17 protein-coding genes, 1 tRNA gene and 1 other RNA gene are annotated in these 17,022 nt (G+C 59.2%); 7 read left to right on the top strand and 12 right to left on the bottom strand.

Going from position 1 to position 17,022, the window contains the following annotated elements; all coding sequences use genetic code 11:
• Positions 1-4: 4 nt before the first annotated feature.
• Positions 5-2,077 (bottom strand): PrkA family serine protein kinase, encoded by a 2,073-nt coding sequence (locus ACMGFL_RS06700; RefSeq protein ID WP_436934763.1) that lies wholly within the window; start codon positions 2,075-2,077, stop codon positions 5-7.
• A complete protein-coding gene (locus tag ACMGFL_RS06705) occupies positions 2,074-2,232 on the bottom strand; it encodes a hypothetical protein (RefSeq protein WP_436934764.1) in 159 nt (52 codons plus the stop codon). The genes ACMGFL_RS06700 and ACMGFL_RS06705 overlap by 4 nt, the downstream gene beginning before the upstream one ends.
• A gap of 271 nt (positions 2,233-2,503) precedes the next feature.
• On the opposite strand from ACMGFL_RS06705, the gene ACMGFL_RS06710 reads away from it, so the two are divergent.
• The 3 genes from ACMGFL_RS06710 (at position 2,504) to ACMGFL_RS06720 (ending at position 5,820) form a co-directional block, all read left to right on the top strand.
• Positions 2,504-2,890, top strand: a complete 387-nt coding sequence (locus ACMGFL_RS06710; protein ID WP_436934765.1) for a DUF5820 family protein — start codon at positions 2,504-2,506, stop codon at positions 2,888-2,890.
• A 51-nt stretch (positions 2,891-2,941) separates the two neighbouring features.
• Positions 2,942-4,555 (top strand): bifunctional phosphoribosylaminoimidazolecarboxamide formyltransferase/IMP cyclohydrolase, encoded by a 1,614-nt coding sequence (gene purH, locus ACMGFL_RS06715; protein ID WP_436934766.1) that lies wholly within the window; start codon positions 2,942-2,944, stop codon positions 4,553-4,555.
• Between the two features lie 194 nt (positions 4,556-4,749).
• A complete protein-coding gene (locus tag ACMGFL_RS06720; protein WP_436934767.1) occupies positions 4,750-5,820 on the top strand; it encodes a Gfo/Idh/MocA family protein in 1,071 nt (356 codons plus the stop codon).
• Positions 5,821-5,866: 46 nt separating this feature from the next.
• Here ACMGFL_RS06720 and ACMGFL_RS06725 read toward each other — a convergent pair whose 3' ends face one another.
• Together ACMGFL_RS06725 and ffs are read right to left on the bottom strand one after the other, a co-directional pair.
• Positions 5,867-6,238 carry a hypothetical protein gene (locus ACMGFL_RS06725; RefSeq protein ID WP_436934768.1) on the bottom strand — a complete coding sequence of 124 codons (372 nt, stop codon included), beginning with the start codon at positions 6,236-6,238 and terminating at the stop codon, positions 5,867-5,869.
• Between the two features lie 99 nt (positions 6,239-6,337).
• Positions 6,338-6,648, bottom strand: an RNA gene (ffs, locus tag ACMGFL_RS06730) — signal recognition particle sRNA.
• Between the two features lie 87 nt (positions 6,649-6,735).
• Here ffs and ACMGFL_RS06735 point away from each other — a divergent pair.
• Both ACMGFL_RS06735 and ACMGFL_RS06740 read left to right on the top strand, forming a co-directional pair.
• The gene (locus tag ACMGFL_RS06735; RefSeq protein WP_436934769.1) at positions 6,736-7,056 is read left to right on the top strand and encodes a DUF5798 family protein; all 321 of its coding nucleotides are present in this window, start codon (positions 6,736-6,738) and stop codon (positions 7,054-7,056) included.
• Positions 7,056-8,147 carry a THUMP domain-containing class I SAM-dependent RNA methyltransferase gene (locus ACMGFL_RS06740; RefSeq protein ID WP_436934770.1) on the top strand — a complete coding sequence of 364 codons (1,092 nt, stop codon included), beginning with the start codon at positions 7,056-7,058 and terminating at the stop codon, positions 8,145-8,147. Before ACMGFL_RS06735 ends, ACMGFL_RS06740 begins: the two co-directional genes overlap by 1 nt.
• On the opposite strand, the gene ACMGFL_RS06745 is transcribed toward ACMGFL_RS06740, so the two are convergent.
• Both ACMGFL_RS06745 and ACMGFL_RS06750 read right to left on the bottom strand, forming a co-directional pair.
• Entirely contained in the window at positions 8,137-8,547 is a 411-nt protein-coding gene (locus ACMGFL_RS06745) for a CoA-binding protein (RefSeq protein WP_436934771.1), read from the bottom strand. The two genes, ACMGFL_RS06740 and ACMGFL_RS06745, sit on opposite strands and share 11 nt — an antisense overlap.
• 84 nt (positions 8,548-8,631) lie before the next feature.
• Positions 8,632-9,261 carry an RAD55 family ATPase gene (locus ACMGFL_RS06750; RefSeq protein ID WP_436934772.1) on the bottom strand — a complete coding sequence of 210 codons (630 nt, stop codon included), beginning with the start codon at positions 9,259-9,261 and terminating at the stop codon, positions 8,632-8,634.
• Between the two features lie 143 nt (positions 9,262-9,404).
• Here ACMGFL_RS06750 and ACMGFL_RS06755 point away from each other — a divergent pair.
• Positions 9,405-9,479, top strand: a tRNA-Arg gene (locus ACMGFL_RS06755).
• A 175-nt stretch (positions 9,480-9,654) separates the two neighbouring features.
• Here ACMGFL_RS06755 and ACMGFL_RS06760 read toward each other — a convergent pair.
• The 5 genes from ACMGFL_RS06760 to ACMGFL_RS06780 form a co-directional block, all read right to left on the bottom strand.
• On the bottom strand, positions 9,655-11,052 hold the full coding sequence (locus ACMGFL_RS06760; protein WP_436934773.1) for an FAD-binding oxidoreductase: 1,398 nt from the start codon (positions 11,050-11,052) through the stop codon (positions 9,655-9,657).
• A 319-nt stretch (positions 11,053-11,371) separates the two neighbouring features.
• Positions 11,372-12,811, bottom strand: a complete 1,440-nt coding sequence (locus ACMGFL_RS06765; RefSeq protein WP_436934774.1) for an FAD-binding oxidoreductase — start codon at positions 12,809-12,811, stop codon at positions 11,372-11,374.
• A gap of 239 nt (positions 12,812-13,050) precedes the next feature.
• Entirely contained in the window at positions 13,051-13,518 is a 468-nt protein-coding gene (locus ACMGFL_RS06770; protein WP_436934775.1) for an SRPBCC family protein, read from the bottom strand.
• 327 nt (positions 13,519-13,845) lie between these two features.
• Positions 13,846-14,076 carry a DUF3303 domain-containing protein gene (locus ACMGFL_RS15925; protein ID WP_495849328.1) on the bottom strand — a complete coding sequence of 77 codons (231 nt, stop codon included), beginning with the start codon at positions 14,074-14,076 and terminating at the stop codon, positions 13,846-13,848.
• 328 nt (positions 14,077-14,404) lie between these two features.
• A complete protein-coding gene (locus ACMGFL_RS06780) occupies positions 14,405-15,268 on the bottom strand; it encodes an MBL fold metallo-hydrolase (RefSeq protein ID WP_436934777.1) in 864 nt (287 codons plus the stop codon).
• 373 nt (positions 15,269-15,641) lie between these two features.
• Here ACMGFL_RS06780 and ACMGFL_RS06785 point away from each other — a divergent pair, with 373 nt between their 5' ends.
• Positions 15,642-16,439: an alpha/beta fold hydrolase gene (locus ACMGFL_RS06785; RefSeq protein WP_436934778.1), complete on the top strand. Its 798-nt coding sequence runs from the start codon at positions 15,642-15,644 to the stop codon at positions 16,437-16,439.
• A gap of 110 nt (positions 16,440-16,549) precedes the next feature.
• On the opposite strand, the gene ACMGFL_RS06790 is transcribed toward ACMGFL_RS06785, so the two are convergent.
• Positions 16,550-17,017 carry an SRPBCC family protein gene (locus ACMGFL_RS06790; RefSeq protein WP_436934779.1) on the bottom strand — a complete coding sequence of 156 codons (468 nt, stop codon included), beginning with the start codon at positions 17,015-17,017 and terminating at the stop codon, positions 16,550-16,552.
• Positions 17,018-17,022 lie beyond the last annotated feature (5 nt).

Raw genomic sequence — 17,022 nt, forward strand, 5'->3', positions numbered from 1 at the left:
CCGGTCAGCTCTCCATCTCGCTTTTTGCGACCTCTGCACCGGCGAATTCGAGCACCTCCTTCGCGCCCGCTTCGGAGTAGCCCTGTTCGATGAGCGCATCGATCCACTCGTTGCGCTGCTGGTCGTCCATGTCGCCGCTCGAGACGAGTGCCGAGAAGTTGATGTTGTGTTTCTTGTCCTCCCAGAGCTTTCGTTCGAGCGCGCGACGCAGGCGGTCGTTGTCCTGCGGGTCGAACGGTTCGCCCTCGCGGGCGCGCCGGGAAACCCAGTTTGCGACCTCCTGCCGGAAGTCGTCCTTGCGGTCCTCTGGTAGGTCGAGTTTCTCCTCGACGCCGCGGAGGAACTGCTCGTCGGGTTCCTGTTCGCGGCCGGTGATCTCGTCCTCGACGGTGTCGTCGTCGATGTAGGCCATCACGTGGTCCATGTACTTCTCGCCCTGACGCTGGATCTCGTCGATGTCGTAGGCGAGTGCGTGACGCACGTCCTCGATAGCGCGTTCCTTGTACTCCTCGCGGACGAGTTCGAGATAGCGGTAGTAGGTCTCGAACATCTCCGCAGAGATGGAGCCGTGGTTTTCGAGGTTCCGTTCGAGGTGGGTGAAGGTCGTCAGCGGTGAGAGGAAGGAGCGCTGCCGGTGCATCGAGTCCATGATCGCCTCGGCGATTTCGTCACCGATGAAGCGAGGTGAGACGCCGTCCATCCCCTCGCCCAGATCGGTCTTGTCCTCGGCCTCCTCGCGGAGTTTCCGCACGTCGATGTCCTCGGCCTCGTCGGTCTCGCCGTTGTAGGCTTTGGCCTTCTGGATGAGGTCGACCTTCCCGGCGTCGGGTTCCTCGATCCGGGTGAGCACGCCGAAGAGACCGGCCATCTCCAGCGTGTGTGGCTCGACGTGAATGTCGGGCAGGTCTGCGTTGCGAAGCATCTTCCAGTAGATTTCGGCCTCGTCCTCGTAGGAGAGCACGTAGGGGAAGTCGATGCGCTTGGTGCGGTCGTTGAAGGCCTCCATCTTCTCGTCGCCCTTTTTCTCGCGGTACTCGGGCATGTTCGTCCGGCCGACGATGACCTGGTCGATGTCCATCCGGGGGTTGCTCTTTGGCTTTATCGTCTGCTCCTGAGTGGCGTGCAGGAAGTCGTAGAGAAACTCTCGCTGGAGTTTCAGCAGTTCCTCGCCCGAGAACAGCCCGCGATTCGCGTTACAGAAGGCTCCGGAGTAATCGAACGCACGCGGATCGGACTCGCCGTAGATTGCGATCTTCGAGTAGTTGACGTCGCCGGTCAGTTCGGTCTCGTCCTGATTTTTCTTGTCTTTCGGTTCGAAGGTTTCGATGGCGCGGCGCTTGTTCTCGTCAGCGACCAGTCGAACGATTTCGACGTGGTTGTCGAGGACGGCCTCCAGGTCGTCGTCGTAGTACGCCAGCAGCCGGTCCATGTAGAACTCGCTGGCCGGGTCGAGTTCCTGCTCGTTGCGGATCGAGTAGGGGGCGTCGAGCTGTTCGTTGATCGACTCGATGATCGACCGGCGCTGTTCGAGCGGCAACAGAACGATTGGGTCCTGATTCATCGGCGAGCGCACCACGTCGTCGGCGGGGTCCTGGTCAGCGATCACGTCACAGAGGTTGGTCCACCGGAAGGTGTACATCCGCCCCTCGTCGCGGGCGGTGTAGGCCTCGAAGTAGGACCGCACCTGCGAGTCGAAGTCCGACTTGCCGGACCCGACGGGACCGAGCAACAGCATGATCCGCCGCTCGGGGCCGAGGCCGCGCGCACCGGATTTCACCTTGTTGACGAACTGGTGGATCGCCTCGTGGATCACCTGTCCGTAGAAGGTGTTCTCGCCGTCGTTGAGCGGGTCCTTGGAGGCCATCTTGTACTCGACGATACCGGCCTCCTCGTCGTAAGTCGTCCCGAAGTGGTCGAACATGTCCGCGACGCGCTGGTGGGCGTTGCGAGCGATCCGCGGGTGTTCGTGCAGTTCGTCGAGATACCACTCGAAGGAGTGGGTCGTCCTGAGGTCGCCGGGTATCGTCTCTCTGTACTGTTCGCTGATCGATTCCAGTGTCGTTCTGTGTTCACTCATCGTTTGGTACTCGTGCGTTCGGTGGTCGGGATGCTGTGTTCCGTTCCGGTCACATCGGCTGGCTGGTCCGGACTCTGGGTCTGCCTCGATGAATCGGCACCGTTCCCAACAGCCCAGCCCTGCGAGCGGCGGTCAGTGTCGTTCGTCCCTGACATGTGAATACATACCACGCATCGGAGTTCAACAACCGGTCACGGGTCAACGAGCCGGAGGGAGTCCCGATACTATTTATTATACGAGTGCTACAATCATATAACTGTTGTTGTGGGGAGGTAATATTCACCCGTATTTGCATCGAAGTGTGGAGCGAACCGCACCACGGTGCGATAGTGATACAGATTGACCAGAATGGGTCTGTCTGGGTTTAAATACCGACACGGAGCGTCCGGGCGATGGTCTGATATGTTGGGGCACGAAGAGACGGGTATGGAACTGGACGAACTCGCCGACGGTTGGGAGGTCTGGAGCGACCAGGAACGAAAGGTCGTGCTCGCCTACCGCCCGGACGTGTTCGACACGCAGGCGTTCCCCGCCGCCTGTATGCCGACCATCTACATCACGCAGGGTCAGCGAAATCGTCGTCCCGGCCGCGAACAGCGAACGCCGGGAACGAAGTGGTACGTGACGCTATATCTCGAACCCGAAATTGACCGCAGCGCAGACCAGTACGAAAGCCGAGAGGCGGCCGTCGATGGTGCCTGTACTCTCGCAGCGGGGTTTGCGAGCGGGGAAATCGACTACCGGGGCCTCTATCAGGTGCCGCGGGAGGCGTACTTCGAGCGCCTCGACGAACTGACCGGGCGCGAGCGCTAGACCGCACTGCGAGTCGCAACGACTATGCGCTCGCCGGACGCTTCCTCGAATATGAAACTCGCTGGTATGGCCAGCAACCGCGGCCGAAATCTGATGAACATCGCAGACCGCGTTCCCGGTGACGTCGAGTTCGCCGTCGTCCTCACGAACGACGCAGACGCGCCGGTGCTCGAAAAAGCTGCAGACCGGTCGATTCCGACAGAAACCGTCGAGCGACCGGAGGGGCAATCACGCACGGACCACGAGCGTCGCGTGCTCGACGCGCTCGAGGGCTACGACTTCGATCTGGTCTGTCTCGACGGCTACATGCGCATTCTCTCCGATACCTTCCTCGACGAGACGCCGACGACGCTGAACGTTCATCCGTCGCTGTTGCCCGCATTTCCCGGGATGGACGCGTGGGGCGACGCGCTCGATGCGGACGTGTCCGTCGCTGGCTGTACGGTTCACGTCGTGACCGACGCCACTGACGAGGACGGTACCGTCATCGAGTCGGAAATCGACGCCGGGCCGATCGTCACGCAGGAACCAGTGCCGGTCTACGAGGACGATTCGCGGGAGGACCTGCAGGACCGGGTGCTCTATCAGGCCGAGTTCCGGGCCTATCCGCGCGCAGTCGAGTGGTTCGCAAAGGGACAGGTGACCGTCGACCACGACGCCGAGGCGGTACACGTCGACGGCGACGACGGCGGCCAGTTCCCTGCCAGACGACTCGTCAGCGGCGACCGCGGGACAGAGTTGCGATACGGGGAAAACCCTCATCAGGACGCCGCGCTGTACGTCGACAACACCGTCAGCGAGGCGAGCGTGGTACACGCGACACAACGCAACGAGGGCGCGAAGGCGCTGTCGTACAACAACTACAACGACGCCGACGGTGCTCTGAGTCTCATCAAGGAGTTCGACGAACCGGCGGCGGCGGTGATCAAGCACACGAATCCGGCAGGGTGTGCGACTGCGGGGACGCTCGCGGAAGCCTACGAGCGTGCGCTCTCGACGGACCCGATGAGCGCGTTCGGTGGCATCGTAGCCCTGAACCGGGAGTGCGACGAGGAAACCGCAGCACAGATCATCGACTCGTTCAAGGAAGTCGTCGTCGCGCCGGGGTACACCGATGACGCGCTCGCGACGCTGTTCGAGAAGGAGAACCTGCGGGTGCTTGACGTCGGCGAACTCGGCGATCGAACCGACCGACTGACTGAGAAGCCACTCGTCGGAGGTCGACTCGTACAGGAGCGGGACTTCCAGACAGTGACGCCCGAGGACATGGAGGTGGTCACCGAGCGCGAACCTACGGAGGACCAACTCGAATCGCTCCAGTTCGCCTGGCAGACGATCAAGCACGTCAAATCGAACGCAATCCTGTTTGCCGACGGGACGGAGACGGTCGGTATCGGAATGGGGCAGGTTTCCCGGGTCGACGCGGTTCGACTGGCAGCGATGAAAGCCGACGAACACGCAGAAGGGAAGGACGCCGACGGCGCGGTCATGGCCTCGGACGCCTTCTTCCCGTTCCCTGACGGTATCAGGGAGGCCGCAGAGGTGGGCATCGAGGCGGTCATCCAGCCCGGCGGGTCGAAAAACGACGATATGGTGATCGAAGCGGCCGACGACCACGACATGGCGATGGTGTTCACCGGGAGTCGGTGCTTTCGGCACGACTGAACGGCAGTGAAGGAGTGTCTGGAGCTCGTCAGCGCGTTTGCTGACGGTGCTTTCGGCACGACTAACGGGAGTGCCGAACGCGCGCGGGGCGAACGCAGTGAGTCCCGCGGTGCTTTCGGCACGACTGAACGGCAGTGAAGGAGTGTCTGCAGGTCGCCCCATATCTTTTAGAGGCAGAGCGGCGAAGCGGTGTCATGACATACCGTGCCGGGATCATCGGAGCAGGCGGTGCCGCGGGCGGCGGATTCATCGGGCAGAAGACCGAAAGCGAGGAGCTCCCGGTGGCATCACACGCAGGTGCGTATCACGCGACGGAGGGCATCGAACTCGTCGCAGTCGCGGATCTGGATACCGAGCGGGTCGCGAAGTTCGGCGAGACGTGGGACATCCCAGAGGCGGGGCGATACACGGACCACGAGGCGATGCTCGACGCCGAGGATCTGGCTGTCGTTTCCGTCTGCACGCCGAGTCATCTCCACGCCCAGCACGTTCAGGATACCGTCTACGTCGGCGACCCAGACATGGTGTGGTGTGAGAAACCCATCGCGAGTCGCGTCACGGACGCAGACGACGCTGTGGCGATGTGTGATGCCGAGAACGTCGAGTTGCTCGTCAATCACATCCGTCGGTTCGACCCGTTCTACGCCGAACTCGCCTCGGACCTCCGAGAGCTAACCGGCGAGGTACAGTCCGTGAACGCAACCTTCAAGCGCGAACTGCTGCGCAACGGGACGCACTTTCTGGACATCGTCTGCTTTCTGCTCGACACTCGACCGGCCGACGTCGGCGGCGTCCTCGCCGGTGAAGAGGAGGCGACCGAGAGCCTCGACATCACCGTCGACGTGGACGATTCGGGCGGCGCGGGGACGATCAGTCTCGCAGACGGGACGGTCTTTTCCTTCGACTGTACGCTCTCACGGGAGTACTGGACCGGATCGCTTTCGTTTGTCGGAACAGGCGGCAAACTCGACGTCGAAGAGACAGACAACGAGTGTCGCTACTGGGATCTCGACGACAGCCACCACGTCCGCCGTGAACTACCGATAGAGACAACAGACATCTTCGACCGGGAAGCCGCCTGGCGCGAGGCCGGAGCGCACGTGCAGAAACTCCTCGACGGCGCGACCGAAAACCGCTCACCCGGCGACGAGGCAGTTCAGGCCCTCGAAACGCTCATCGGACTGTTTCTCTCTGAGTACACGAGCGCTCGCGTCGAACTGCCACTGGCGCGGCCGCTACGCGATGTGGAGATTCGTTCGTGGTGAGCCTCGTGGATTCGATTCCGCATAGAGATGCAGAAGACGCTCACAGTCACTCCGCGTCGAGTTCACTGTACCAGACGCGGTCGATATTGGCGTGAATCTCGTCGGTGTCGAGCCGTTCGACACCGGAGAGCAGTTCACGCGCTTCCGTGAGATGGCGTCGAACCTGTGCCACGTCGTCGACGGACTGTGCGGCCAGAAGAGACACTCTGGCGCGGTTGAGTTCGAGTCGTTCTGCGAGCGCCTCCTCGACCGGGATGTCGTGTTCGCGTGCGAGTCGGGCCATACTGTCGAGCACGTCTGCTGGCGTCTCTAGCTGGACGACGAGGTTTCGAGAGGGGAGTTCGACCGTGACGATTTCCGTCTCGCAGTTGCCGGTCCCCCACGGAGCGATCACGTACTCCGGTGTTTCGGCAGACATACGTCGCTCGTCATCTCGGGAGGATATATTTATGCGCCGTCTACCGGACGAGAAATCGGTCGTCACTGTCGGTTCTGTCGCTCCGGGTGTAGAATGTAGGAACGGACGGGCCGGGATTGCCCGTCGTTCGAACACGGGTAATCCCGCTTGTCTCCTCCACCCCGCGACCCTTCGAGCGACGGATGTCCAGCGGTTCGCTGCTCGCTTCCGCGCCTGGCGAAGTGCCGCCGGTTAATCAGCCGTCCGCATCCCTGCAGATGCGTTCGACTGACCCTCCGTCCCCGAAGGACGAGGCTTCGACGTTGACTTGCGGGGCCCGCGCCCGTCTGAGCGGACGCACCCGGCGTTCGGTCTCACTTGAGGCCACACGTGACGAGGAGCGGGGCCTAACCGCCCGACCTAGTCCATCTCAAGATAGCGGAGTGGCTCATAAGGGCCTTTCGGAACGGCCTGTCAAACCCGAAACATCCACAAGGGTTCCCGTCGATAGCACGCGTATGGACATCGCAGGCACGAAAAAGAAGATCCAGCGTGCGACGAAAGTCGCCGAGGAAACCTACAAGAAGATGAACGAGATGATGGAGAAGATGCAGCAAATGCAGGACGACCTCGCGACGACGAGCACACAGGTCGACGAGATGGAGGCCGAACTCGCACAACAGCGGGCGATACTCGAAGCCATCGCGGCCGAGCAGGGGGTCGACACGGAAGCGGTGCTCGAAGACGCCGGTCTACTGGCCCCGCCGGAGGAGCGTGAGGAGAACACACCTGACCCGGCGAAACTGGCCACAAGCCGACCATCCTCGGCTGACAAGTAGTGCGGTTTCTCGCGACGACGAATCGGGGGCTTGAAGCCATCGCGGGGAAGGAGGTGAACGAACTCGTCGGAGCGAGTCCGACGATACACCATCCGGGAGTGATCGAGTTCGAGGCTCCCGAGCGAGCGGCGCACCTGCTTCAGACCCACGCGCGGACCCTGCACCGGGTGCTGGTCGAGTGGCACCGCACAGCGTGTGAAACGCTCGCTGCGATCTACGAGACGGCGCGGTCTCTGGCAGTCACGGAGTACATCGAACCACAGCAACCGATCGCGGTGCGTGCGAAACGACACGGCGAACACGAGTTTACGAGCCCCGACGTCGAGCGCGAAGTCGGCGCGGCACTCATCGAGGAGTATCGGGCCCAGACTGGTGACCGACCACCGGTCGACCTCGAAGACCCGACCGTACTGGTCAGGGTGTTCGTCAGGCACGAGCGCGTGGTGTTTGCCGTCGACGCGACCGGACAGCACTCGCTGCACCGTCGGGCCTACCGCGAGTACGAACACGACGCCGCCTTGCGCCCGACAGTCGCGGCCGCCATGGTTCGACTGGCCGATCCGGCGCCAGGCGATCGGCTCGTCGACCCGCTCTGTGGTAGCGGAACGATCCCGATCGAAGCCGCGCTGTCTCACCGGAATACACCTGTGAGACCGACACACGAACCCGCAGCCAGCGAACTGGTGTTTCTGGACGACGCCTACGAAGATGATCCAGCAGAACGACCGGTGGACATCGACATCGTGGGCCGCGACAGCGACGAAGCGTGTGTCGCTGGCGCACGCAAGAATGCACGCGCCGCTGGCGTGGCTGACGAGACGGCATTCGTGGCAGCAGACGCAACCACGGATCCGATCGACGCCGATATCGTCGTCTCAGACCTGCCGTTCGGAATTCGAACGGCGAGCGAGGGACTGCACGCGCTCTACAGCGCATTCTTCGAGACGCTATCGAAAACCGACTGGAAGCGACTCGTCCTGTTGACTGCCCGCCCGGACCTGGTGCCGTACAACCCCACGCAGGAATTTCCCGTCCGGCGAGGTCGACTGGAGGTATCGCTTCTGGTCGTCACGAACGGCGCTACTCGATGAGTCGTTGATGCTCGACTTTGATACAGCGGTCCTGAACGACCCGAAGCCCCGCAGACTCTGCCCGCGTCGCCGCCTCGTCGTGACTGATTCCCAGTTGCATCCAGAGCGCCTCGACGCCGTCGCGTTCGAGCACCTCGTCGACGATCTCGGGAATCTCGTCGCTCGGACGAAACACGTCGACCAGCGGCACACGTTCCGGAACGTCCGTGATCGAGTCGTACGCCTCGCGGCCGAATATCTCGTCGGCAAAGGGGTTGACCGGGATGATCTCGTAGCCGTGGTCGATCATGTACTTCGGCACGTCGTGTGCCGGTTTCCCTGCTGTGGTCGAACAGCCGATGACGGCGATGGGATCGAGTGTCAGGATCTGTCTGAGCTCTGTGTCTGTCTCGACGGGCATACTAGACTGTCAGTCCCGCGGAACAAAAGACTACGCTCTCTCCGGCACACGTCCTGAACTGCCACCACCCAGTCGCCGCTGCCACTAGCCAGTCGTCTGGATTCCGTCGGACAGTTGCACCGACGCCGAACGGTCGGGGTCCACTTCGATGACGCCGTCGAACAGTTGCTTCAGTGTGTTGACTGTCTTCGGGTCGTGTGCCGTCGACTCGATGATGTGCAGCCCGACCGCGTCGGCGGCCTCGATACGTCGAGTCAGGACGTGCATGAAACGAAAGACCGTCTGCAGACCCGAATGCACGAGTAGTGGCGTCAGTGAGTCGAGCGCCATGCGATTCTGCTCGATTCCCGCTTCGACCGAAAATTCCTCGAGAAATGCAGACACCTTGATCCCGATCCCGCTCATATCGACCGGCGACGACGCGTACTTCACCATCTGACTGTCCTCATCCGCTCGACCCTGCTGATGAGTCACGCAATCGACGATGCCAAGCCGTGCGTCGTCCGGATTGGACACCAGCGAGCGGATATCCGCGAGCACCCGGTCGGCGTCGTCACGACTGGTGACGATGATCGACCCGTCACCTCGGTCTGCACCTGCTGCGAGCGCTTCCAGTGTGCGACGGCGCTTTCCAATAAGGGGTGGCCCCGCAACCAGAACGTTCTGTCCGGGAGCGAGTGTGGCGTTTTCGAACGCTGTTCCAAGATCGTACATGAGGATCTACCTGTGCAGCGGGGTCACCCCCCGGCTGTGTGTTGACTGTCGGGGGAAAGCATATATTGTTTTCCGTGGATCGAGATATTTGACCGACTCAGATCGGGGGGTTTTTATTCCGACGTCGGATCGTTTCTTCTACAGGGCGCTTAGCTCAGCTTGGACAGAGTACTTGGCTTCGGACCAAGAGGTCGCGGGTTCAAATCCTGCAGCGCCCATCTTTTCGAGGGTTGTAATAGCCCGACAGCGGTGGTCTATACCTCCTATCGAATTGAGCGCAGTTGCTTTCGTTCGATAGTCGGACGACGGGTGATTTCCACCGGGGTTCGCGTACATCCAAACTGGTGGGAATTCTGAAAATCAATCGCCGATTGAATTATTGAAGATGATATCTTATTTCGTCGGTTCGACGTTGTGGTTGAGCCGGAACAGATTCTCCGGATCCCACTCGTTTTTCACCTCTACCAACCGGTCGTAGTTCTCGCCGTAGGCGGCCTGCTGGTCGCCGATCTCCTCAGGAACGAAGTTGGCGTAGACACCGCCGGTCGCATGGGGGGCCATCGCCTCGTGCATGTCGCGTGTCCATTCGATGCATTCCTCGTCCTGCTCAGGGGCCGTCCACTGGGTGTGAAGGACCATCGTGAACTCAAAGTTGCGGTGGGGATAGGCCGTCGAATCGACCGGCTTCTCGTTCATCGCACCACCGAGATGTGGGATGGCGATTTCCGTCTCCGGAGTCGGGATAGTTTCGCCATACTCGACGAACGTCTCGATCATCTCATCGGTCATTTCATCGAAGTTGTGGGACTTCCAGTAGTTTCGGTTTCCAGCCGGAGCCAGTCCGTCAAATGCCTGTTGCCAGCCGGTGTACGGGTGCGGGCCGACCGCGTCCGCGATAGGATCACCCACGTCACGGACCGGCTGCAGTACTTTTTCTCCCTCCGACATATCGCCGGCGTAGAACGTGGCGAGGATGACGACTTTCCGGCCATGCCACTCCTCTGGAATAAACGGTAGTGGGGGTGCATGCCGGATAACACACCAAACCGTCGCATCGTTGGGTGCCTCGGAGGCGAACTCACGGTACCCCGAAAGGACCGCTTTGGCGTCCTCGAACGGATGCACAATTGGGCCGGACAATACGGTCGGGCCGACCTCGTGTAATTGGAACTCAAATGAGGTAACGATACCGAAATTCCCGCCCCCACCCCGGAGCCCCCAGAAGAGGTCCTCGTTTTCCGATTCGCTCGCATGGACGAGTTCGCCTTCAGCAGTGACGACATCGGCCGACAGGAGGTTGTCAACGGTCAATCCGTGTTTCCGAGAGAGCCAGCCCCACCCGCCGCCGAGCGTCAAGCCTGCAACCCCCGTCGTTGAGTTGTAGCCGACGGGTGTGGCGAGGCCGAAAGCCTGCGTCTCGTGGTCCAGTTCGTTGAGCACGACTCCCGGTTCGACGCGGACCGTCTTTGCGTCTGGATCGACGCGAACCGATTTCATCGACGAGAGGTCAATCAAGAGGGCATCGTCATCGACGGCTCTACCTGCGATGTTGTGGCCGCCGCCCTTCACCGAAATTGGATACTCGTGCTCTCTGGGGAACGTCACCGCGCTGATGACGTCTGCGGTGCCAGCACACTGGACGACGAGGGAAGGATGTCTGTCTATCGTTGCGTTCCAGACCGTTCGTGCCTCGTCGTACCCTTCGTTATCCGGACGGAGAAGAACTCCTCGAAGGGACTCAGAAAATTCGGTAACCGCTTCGTCATTTGGTGTGGGTGTTTCTAATGACATCTCTGAATCATCTATCTGATCTAGTTCACGGAGAGGCGTGAAGTGTTAACATTTTTACGGATAAGCACAGTTAGGAATAACTGAGTTAATCATCTCCAAAGGGACCAGGTCGCATACCGAATCAGGACGCATATTCTGCCCGACTCATGTAGCGTATCATTAGTTATGGGTTACATACGATTGACTAAGTATAATCAGGAACGGTTCCCGAGAGCATCCAAAGTACTCTGGTTCCTGCATTCAGGTCGCCGTCTCAGCACTCACCTCGGCTTCGACAAGCTCCTTCGTATGTATCCTCCCGCTCAGTAACAACCTCGATTTACGATGCAGGTTCGATATTCCTGGTGTGGTCGAAGAGATTTGTCGGATCATACTCCGCTTTCACCTCCGTCAGCCGCTGATAGTTGGTGCCGTAGATCGACCGGAGGAGTTCTTCGCCCTCTTCGTGCACCCCTGATAGGTTCACGTAGGGACCGCGAGAGGTGAATTCCCGCATGTCCTCGATACTCTCCTGTGCCCACGCGATGTTCTCCTCCGTCTCCACGGGGTCATCCCAAATCGCATCCACGGTGAACAGAAACGGTGCGTCACGATGGACAAACGCCGTCTGCCCCGGATCTACCTGGCTAATCCGACCACCGAGTTGCATAACGCCCACGTTCGAATAGACCGACGGGGCTCGTTCGCCGGCGGCTACGATCTGATCGATAGCTCCATCGCTCAGCTCGTTGAGATAGAGCGAATTCCAGTAGTTATGGCGGCCAGGTGGATTGAACGCGTCGTCCCTGGACTGGAAGTCGGTGTAGGGCATCGTCCCGCTCAGATCGACGAGCGGCTCTGCAACGTCTCGAAACTTCTGGAACTCCTGCTCACCGGCCGCTGGCTCGCCGGCAAAGGCTCCGAAGATAGCAAGACCAGGATCGCCCCACACCGCTTCCGGGAACTCGGGAAGTTCGGGGACGCGTGCGTATGCGGCTGTCAGGGTCACCTCCTCAGGGGCATCGGCTGCATACGACCGGAAGTACCTGAGTACCTCGGTGGCTTCTTCGTGGGAGTAGCCGATGAAACAGGTTGCTATGTCGGGGCCGACTTCGTGGCACCGAAACTCGAACGACGTGACGACGCCGAAGTTGCCGCCGCCACCACGGAGGGCCCAGAACAAGTCTTCATTCTGGTTCTGGCTGGCTGTCACGACCTCTCCATCCGCAGTGACGACATTAACCGACTGGAGGTTGTCGCAGGTCAGGCCATACTTGCGGCTGAGGTGACCGAGACCGCCGCCGAGCGTCAACCCGGCAATGCCCGTATCCGACGCGCCACCCCCAGGGACGGCTAGTCCGAAAACCTGCGTCTCATGATCGAGATCTCCAACTGTCGCCCCTCCCTGAACACGCACGGTCCGCTCCTTCGGGTTAACCCGCACTCCGTCCATTGGAGAGAGGTCAATAACGATTCCACCATCGCATGTTGAGTGACCGGCAACGCTGTGACCACCACCGCGGACGGCCACCGGCACCTCGTGCCGCCGAGCAAAGGCGACCGCTTCGATGATGTCGGCAACACCTGAACATCGAACGACGAGCGCCGGATACCTATTGATCAGGCCGTTCCAAACCCGGCGGGCATCGTCATACGATTCGTCGTCGGGAAAGACGATATCCCCACGAACTGCGGCCCGAAACGTGTCAATATCATCCGCTGTGAGCGCTGTAAGTACCTGCTCACCCGGGTGTTCTCGGGGATAGCCATCCACTGTCATTAGAAACCGTACTACCGGTGAGCGGATAAGGCTGGCCCGGACGCGAACTCGATCAAGGACCACGGCAGTTCAATTGGATTCCACTGCCAGACCGACGGGCATGGATGTCCCTCGATACGGTTTGATGAGCCGTCTCTGAATCTAACGGGCTTGTCGAAACCTCAGGCGAACCGCGTCAGTCCTCGGGGAGCGGCGTAACAAAGCGGAAAAGCAAACGAAGGCAGCGGATACGCTCGTAGTTAGGCTTCGACGGGTTCGTGCTCTTCGAGGGCGTACTCTGCCTCAATAACGTCCTTCATCGTCGTCATGGTGTTACGAATCTGGCGCTTCATGTAGCGTTTGAAGACGGGCTGGAGGGCGCGCTGAAACAACGACCCGCCTGTTTCGAAGTCACCGTGGACGTGGAGGTTCGTGCCGCTGTCGGTTTCTGTGTAGTCGAAGACCATCTCGGCGGTCATGGTCTCGTCGTCGATTACCGACACCGTGCGGTAGTTCTCGGCGTGAACTGTGAACAGTTCGTCGCTGGTAATCGTCTTGCCGAGCATTTTGAATGTCAGGCGGTGCATGGTGCCATCGTCCGTTTCTTCAATAACTTCGTAGTCGATGAGGCCGGGCGTCGACCGCAGCCAGTTCTCGGGGGACGTCCGCCACTCGAAGACGTACTCGATGGGCGCTTCGATCTCGATTTCGTGGTCGAAGGATGCCATGTAGGGACAACTCCATGCTCATATCGGACGGCCACCCATGTGAACTAGTAACAATTTCACGTTGCGATAATGTTACGAACAACTGAGTGACTCACAGCCACCCGGACGAGAAGCGTGCTGCATACGCGCCCTCGGCCGTGTTTCGACGCTCGAAGTCGGGCGATTGAGCGCTGATATCAAATTAATTTTCAATAGGGCCGTTCTAGTAGGTCTCAGAAGTACTGCTGCATAGATAGTGCATATTCAGCACTCGCCCTGTATCCCTCCGCCCTCTCCTAACAGGATTCCTCCTTCACCGTCGTCTTTCGTCGTTTAGGGGCCACCAGGTCAGTCATCTCTGACCACATCGATGGATTCCTGTAACGTGAGGACGGGCACGATGTGTCCCTCATGGTCTTCGAGAATCGGCGGACCAAGGAATCCAGTAACTGCCTCGAAACTGTCGGCTTCCATAATGAAGTAAAATCTGTGTTCGCTCGGCGTGCCGTACGCTCCGTGGATTTCAACGCCATGCTCCTCAGCTCGCTGGTCTAAACTGGAAATCAACTCCACTGCCATTTCCTGTTTGTCTTCGTGTCCCCAACAATTGTCGGGACTGTGTTCTAAGGTAGAGATGAAGTGCATCCTGTAACCACCAATATCGGTACGTCGCCACGAAACGAACCGGAGCAACCGCGATTTCGGGAGGGCTTCCATCCGGTCAGACTACTGGACGTACCTGTAACTCCCTAAGGATTTCAACAGAGCCAATATGGTATAAGGTCGGTATTGGATACAGAAGGGTGTATGCAGCAAACCAGACCTGTACGGATCGGAAATGGCTCACCCCTTGGAGAGAACATGGATGAAAACTCCATAGGCGACGTCAGAAGGATGACTGCCGGACTTATTGCTCGACTTTCGCCTGTTCGGTCTTCGGTTCCGACGAAGCGACGGACCCTTCGTCTCTCACGGAAGGACCGGGAGATGCGCTTGGCTCGCTCTCTGCGGGAGGATACAGCTCCCCGAGATCTCCCTCCCATGGATCAACATGCCCAGGGAGCAAGGTTACTTGGCCGAGAGTGGCCAATTTTCGTGCGGACTCCATCTGTTGCTCTTTATTATAATTCATCAGGTTCCCTCCTCGCACGGGCTCAGGATCCACGGCCTTCCCACTCATTATGTCCATCGTTAGCAACGCGTCGCTACCGAAAAGGATTCGAGACTCTTCCATCCAGAATGAGCAGTGCTCTTTCCGATGGCCAGGTGTTTGAATCACCTTAGGCTGGCCGGGGACGGGCAATACCTGACCGTCCGTGAACGTGTGAGCCTCAGCAATCGGTTCAACGTTCATCAATCCAGCCTTCATCAGTGCGCGGATGAATCGCGCAAACGCGGGTCGCCACAAGAGGAGAAAGGATCCAAGCTGTGGATTGTGTCCGCCTTCCAACGCTGTTTCATATCCCTCTTCAGGGACCCAAACGGGTATTCCCTCCTTCCGAAGCGGTTCAGCCAGGCCCATATGATCTGGATCAACGTGCGTTAGAATCACCGCCTTAATATCGGCTACCTCGGCACCAATTCGGTCAAGCCCGGACTCCAACAGTTCCATTTGAGCAGGCAATCCTGCATCGACCAATGTCAGTCCATCATCGTCCTCGATAAGATACATATTGGTCATGGTCGAGCAGAGCTGGTAGACGTCATCAGCCACTTCCGTGGCCACTTGCTCGTCCCTGAGATGGGATTCTATGTTCCAGGGGATTCTCATGTGTTGTTCACCTCTGCTCCCGTGGCGAACACCGAGGGTGGCCCCTTTCCAAGTACGTGCCCGGCGAGTTCAGCGCCGTCACCCGAAACGGCTCGGTGAATTTCTAGTTCCTCGTCTGTGTCTAGTGTCGATACGTTTGCCATGACCTGTCTACGGGGCGCTGTTATGTGAATTGGTAACATATTCACAACAGAGTCATGTTAGGAGTATTCGAGTGAACTTCGACGGATGAGAATAGGCGTGTGCTGAAAATGCGTCCTGTATGCAGCAGCGCCTTCGCCAGTTACTCGATGTCTGTCAGTAGCGGTGTGACCGATACAGAGGCAATCTTCACCACGAACAATTATCCATATACGAGCCGAAATAAGAGGCTATGGCAGTTATCGAATGCAATGGAGCCACCCTCTATTATGAGGAGTACGGAGAGGGACAACAGCTCGTGTTTCTCCACGGGGCGTGGATGGGACTCAGATTCTTCGAGCCACAGTTGACGGCTCTTTCAGACGAATATCGGACAGTGGCTCTTGATTTCAGAGGCCACGGCCGGTCGGAGAAGACAGAGCACGGCCACACTGTCCGTCAGTATGCCCAGGATGTAAACGAATTTCTCAGCCAGCGTAATTTGGACGATGTCGTCTTGATCGGGTGGTCAATGGGCGCGGCTGTCACATGGGAGTATGTCGATCTGTTCGGAACGGAACGGATACAAGCACTGGTAAATGTGGACAGTGAGCAATCTCCGTTCCAGCAGGAGGACTACGAATTCGGACGAATAGGGCTGGAGGGACTCAGCGATGCCTTCGTGGATATCCAGACTGATCATCTGAGTCTCATTGAACGCGAGAACGAATTACTGCTCAAAGATTCGCCTCCGCGGGAACTCGAAACCATGATGTTCGACGAGGTATCGCGTACCCCACCCCCGATCAAGAGCGCAATCTACGCCGATGTCTTGCGTGAGCCACCAGACGTCTTACCTGACCTGGATGTCCCAATGTTAGTGCGTGCAGGGGCGGACGAGAAATGGCGGAGCGTCGAATCCGTCGAACAGGTAGCAGAACTCGTCCCGGACAGCAGATTTGAACTGTTCGAAGAAAGCGGTCATTGTATCACTATCGAGCAACCTGAGCGATTCAATGAAATCCTGAGCGATTTCGTTGACTCTCTTTGATGTGTGCTCGCGCTGTATGCAGCACGACCACTGAAACCAATCGCCGAGTGAGGGTTTCAACAAGGCCTCATTTGTAGACGGTAGACTGGCGGTATATCGGAGGTCTGCAGTCAGGATTCGACGGGTTCGGGCTCTTGGGCGGCGTACTCGACCTCGATGAGTTCCTTCATCGTCATCAGCGAGTTCCGGTACTGGCGGTTCATGTAGCGAGTGACAACGGGTCGAAGCGCCCGGTCGAACAGCGAGGTGCCGGTTTCGATGTCGCCGTGCAGGCGGACGTGCGTGCCGGCCTCGGTTTCAGTGTGGTCGAAGAACAGTTCGCCGCTAAAGTCCTCGTCGTCGTACACCGAGGTAGTGCGGTAGTTCTCTTCGTCGGCCGTGTACAGTTCGTCGCTGGTAGTGGTCCGTCCGAGTATCTTGAGCGTGTTCCGGTAGTGGGTCCCCTCGTCGGTCTCATCGGTGACTTCGACGTTGATAAGGGCAGGGGTCGAACGCATCCAGTTCTCGGGGGTGGTTCCCCATTTGAAAACATACTCGATAGGCGCTTCAATCTCGATCTCGTGGTCAAGGGACGTCATGTGTG

The sequence above is a fragment of the Halovenus marina genome (assembly GCF_051414115.1).
In the GTDB taxonomy this organism is placed as follows: domain Archaea; phylum Halobacteriota; class Halobacteria; order Halobacteriales; family Haloarculaceae; genus Halovenus; species Halovenus marina.

What these genes read in the sequence shown, in the direction of transcription:
- ACMGFL_RS06790 (WP_436934779.1), bottom strand. Translation starts at nt 17,017, where the DNA reads ATGACGTCCCTTGACCACGAGATCGAGATTGAAGCGCCTATCGAGTAT.
- ACMGFL_RS06745 (WP_436934771.1), bottom strand. Translation starts at nt 8,547, where the DNA reads ATGCCCGTCGAGACAGACACAGAGCTCAGACAGATCCTGACACTCGAT.
- ACMGFL_RS06725 (WP_436934768.1), bottom strand. Translation starts at nt 6,238, where the DNA reads ATGTCTGCCGAAACACCGGAGTACGTGATCGCTCCGTGGGGGACCGGC.
- purH (WP_436934766.1), top strand. Translation starts at nt 2,942, where the DNA reads ATGAAACTCGCTGGTATGGCCAGCAACCGCGGCCGAAATCTGATGAAC.
- ACMGFL_RS06700 (WP_436934763.1), bottom strand. Translation starts at nt 2,077, where the DNA reads ATGAGTGAACACAGAACGACACTGGAATCGATCAGCGAACAGTACAGA.
- ACMGFL_RS06720 (WP_436934767.1), top strand. Translation starts at nt 4,750, where the DNA reads ATGACATACCGTGCCGGGATCATCGGAGCAGGCGGTGCCGCGGGCGGC.
- ACMGFL_RS15925 (WP_495849328.1), bottom strand. Translation starts at nt 14,076, where the DNA reads ATGGCAGTGGAGTTGATTTCCAGTTTAGACCAGCGAGCTGAGGAGCAT.
- ACMGFL_RS06750 (WP_436934772.1), bottom strand. Translation starts at nt 9,261, where the DNA reads ATGTACGATCTTGGAACAGCGTTCGAAAACGCCACACTCGCTCCCGGA.
- ACMGFL_RS06770 (WP_436934775.1), bottom strand. Translation starts at nt 13,518, where the DNA reads ATGGCATCCTTCGACCACGAAATCGAGATCGAAGCGCCCATCGAGTAC.
- ACMGFL_RS06735 (WP_436934769.1), top strand. Translation starts at nt 6,736, where the DNA reads ATGGACATCGCAGGCACGAAAAAGAAGATCCAGCGTGCGACGAAAGTC.
- ACMGFL_RS06705 (WP_436934764.1), bottom strand. Translation starts at nt 2,232, where the DNA reads ATGTCAGGGACGAACGACACTGACCGCCGCTCGCAGGGCTGGGCTGTT.
- ACMGFL_RS06760 (WP_436934773.1), bottom strand. Translation starts at nt 11,052, where the DNA reads ATGTCATTAGAAACACCCACACCAAATGACGAAGCGGTTACCGAATTT.
- ACMGFL_RS06780 (WP_436934777.1), bottom strand. Translation starts at nt 15,268, where the DNA reads ATGAGAATCCCCTGGAACATAGAATCCCATCTCAGGGACGAGCAAGTG.
- ACMGFL_RS06765 (WP_436934774.1), bottom strand. Translation starts at nt 12,811, where the DNA reads ATGACAGTGGATGGCTATCCCCGAGAACACCCGGGTGAGCAGGTACTT.
- ACMGFL_RS06785 (WP_436934778.1), top strand. Translation starts at nt 15,642, where the DNA reads ATGGCAGTTATCGAATGCAATGGAGCCACCCTCTATTATGAGGAGTAC.
- ACMGFL_RS06710 (WP_436934765.1), top strand. Translation starts at nt 2,504, where the DNA reads ATGGAACTGGACGAACTCGCCGACGGTTGGGAGGTCTGGAGCGACCAG.